3 protein-coding genes are annotated in these 2,516 nt (G+C 54.1%); all 3 read right to left on the reverse strand.

Annotated elements, in window-relative coordinates; translation table 11 throughout:
* Positions 1 to 421, reverse strand: a 421-nt coding sequence (locus AQR02_RS33330) for an aldo/keto reductase (protein ID WP_245237567.1), incomplete at its 3' end; no start/stop codon positions are given.
* Between the two features lie 150 nt (positions 422 to 571).
* Positions 572 to 1,561 (reverse strand): aldo/keto reductase, encoded by a 990-nt coding sequence (locus AQR02_RS01740; RefSeq protein WP_054939127.1) that lies wholly within the window; start codon positions 1,559 to 1,561, stop codon positions 572 to 574.
* Between the two features lie 274 nt (positions 1,562 to 1,835).
* Positions 1,836 to 2,516 (reverse strand): AraC family transcriptional regulator (locus AQR02_RS01745; RefSeq protein ID WP_054939128.1); only part of this gene is annotated, 681 nt, incomplete at its 5' end.

Consider the following 2,516-nt stretch of genomic DNA (forward strand, 5'->3'; position numbering starts at 1 on the left):
CTTCCTGCTTCAGCTCTTCAAAGGCTTCAATGGTCTCATCGATATTGTCTTCGAGCGTTCCGCCATGCAGCTGATAGAGGTCGATATAATCGGTCTGCAGCCTGCGGAGACTCTCATGTACTGCTGATTTGATATAGGCTTTGGAGGGGTCCCAGGACCAGCCTTCCTTGCCGGGCACCCGGCGGTTTCCGACCTTCGTCGCCAGAATAACATCACCGCGGCGATGGCGGATGGCTGTACCTACGAGTTCTTCATTCCGTCCTTCATCATAAAGATCCGCAGTGTCGAGGAAGTTGATCCCCAGGTCCAGCGCTTCATGAATGATGGATACGGCTGCTGTTTCCCCGGTTCCCAGGGACATACAACCCAGCCCCATGGCGCTTACATATAACTCAGATTGGCCTAAACGGTTTTTGTTCATTCTGCATCCCTTTCTGCGCTGTTTTGTGTTCATTATACCATCCCTTACAGCAAAAGACGGCAAATGCACCCGCTCCTGGCCTGTCAGCCGTGTGGTGTCATTTGCCGTCTTCACTTGAAGGCTAATTAATCTGTAACTCCCGGGAGGGGACTATCCCCGCAAAATGGCTTCGATCTGTTCCAGCTCTTCTGCGCTCAATTCAGGGGCGTTAAGGGAGGCTACGGCATCCTCGATCTGGCTTACCTTGCTGGCACCGATCAGTGCCGAGGTAACCTTGCCGCCGCGCAGCACCCAGGATAAGGCGAGCTGTGACATTTTCTGGCCGCGGGCTGCTGCGATGTCGTTCAGCTTGCGTACTTTACCGATGACTTCCTCAGTGATCTCCCGTTCAGAGAGGAATACACTAGGTCCGGCCGCACGGGAATCGGGAGCGATTCCGTTCAGATAGCGGTCGGTGAGAATGCCTTTTTGCAGCGGCGAGAAGGCGATGGTGCCGATGCCTTCTTCGACGAGCACATCCTGCAGGCCGTCTTCAATCCAGCGCGACAACATGGAATAGTTCGGCTGATGAATCAGGCAAGGCGTGCCCAGACGGCGGAGAATCTGCGCCGCTTCGCGTGCTTCGGCCGGTCTGTAATTGGAGATACCGACGTACAGCGCTTTACCCTGACGCACGATCAGATCCAGCGCAGCCATCGTTTCCTCCAGCGGTGTGTTCGGGTCCGGACGGTGATGGTAGAAAATATCCACATAATCCAGGCCCAGCCGCTTCAGGCTCTGATCGAGACTGGAAACCAGATTCTTCTTGGAGCCCCATTCTCCATACGGGCCAGGCCACATATAGTAGCCGGCTTTGCTGGAGATGATCATTTCATCACGGTAGGCGGAGAAATCCTGACGAAGGATCCGGCCGAAGTTTTCTTCTGCAGAGCCTGGAGGCGGCCCATAGTTGTTGGCGAGGTCAAAATGGGTGATGCCCAGATCAAATGCCCGGCGCACCATAGCGCGGCCGTTCTCGAACAGGTCGTTGCCGCCAAAGTTATGCCACAGGCCCAGGGAAATAGCCGGCAGCAGCAGGCCGCTCCGGCCGGTACGGTTGTATTTCATATTGTCATAGCGTTCAGGACTGGCGATATACATGTTTAATCCTCCTAAAAGTTTATTAGCATCTGCTTCGTTGACTAACTTCGTAAACTCTCATCGTAAGCATACGCTTAGTTTTGTTTAGCATAATCCTCTGTGAGTTACTTCGGACAAAACTGACTTCGGAAGCATACGCTTAGTTTTGTTAGCATAAGCCTCTGTGAGTTACTTCGGGCAAAACTGAAATCGGAAGCGTTTACGTTTTTTAGCCACGGTCATGCTCTATTGTAGCGAAATCCCGGAGCTGGGCGTATGTCAGCAAGGAAGATCTTTATAGAACAATGTCCGTATTCTCATGACGGATGCGGTACTCTTTGGGGGAGCAGCCCTTGACCTTCTTGAACATCCGTGAGAAGAGCAGCGGGTCCTGGTAGCCGACGGAGCGGGAGATTTCTCCGATGGTACAGCCCGTTTCGGCGAGCAGCTCGCAGGCCTTGGCGATCCGGAAATTCAGCAGATACTGCTGCGGCGGCAGGCCGACAATCCGCTTAAACAGGGCGGACAGGTATTTACGGTCCAGCTTCAGGGAAGCGGACATCATCTCTACCGTGATATTTTCACAGTAATGGGCATGCAGGAAATGGAGGCACTCCTCGACGTAGAGGCTTTTTTGACGCGGGAGCCTGAAGCTGTCCCTTACCGCCGGAACGGTACGGAGCAATATAGCGAAGAACTCATACATAATCGCTTTGAGCGGCAGATCTAGGCCCTCCGCCTGGTCCGCCGCCTCAGTCAGCCGGTCGTAGAGCGCAGGCATGAGCTGCTGATCCATCGGGAAGACAGGGTTTTCCGGTGACAGTGAGGTTTTGGACAGTAGGGATTCTATTTCTTCTCCCGTAAAAGCAATCCAGGAGTAGGTCCAGGGCTCCGTGCTGTCCGCGGCGTAATGGGTCACGATATGCGGATAAGTCAGAAAGGCCTGGCCGGCCTTCAAGGTATGCGTCGCTTCCCC

It is taken from the genome of Paenibacillus ihuae (assembly GCF_001368795.1).
In the GTDB taxonomy this organism is placed as follows: domain Bacteria; phylum Bacillota; class Bacilli; order Paenibacillales; family Paenibacillaceae; genus Paenibacillus_AQ; species Paenibacillus_AQ ihuae.

Bases quoted from the DNA above. Each gene is read 5' to 3' on its own strand.
- AQR02_RS01740 (WP_054939127.1), bottom strand. From the start codon at position 1,561: ATGTATATCGCCAGTCCTGAACGCTATGACAATATGAAATACAACCGT.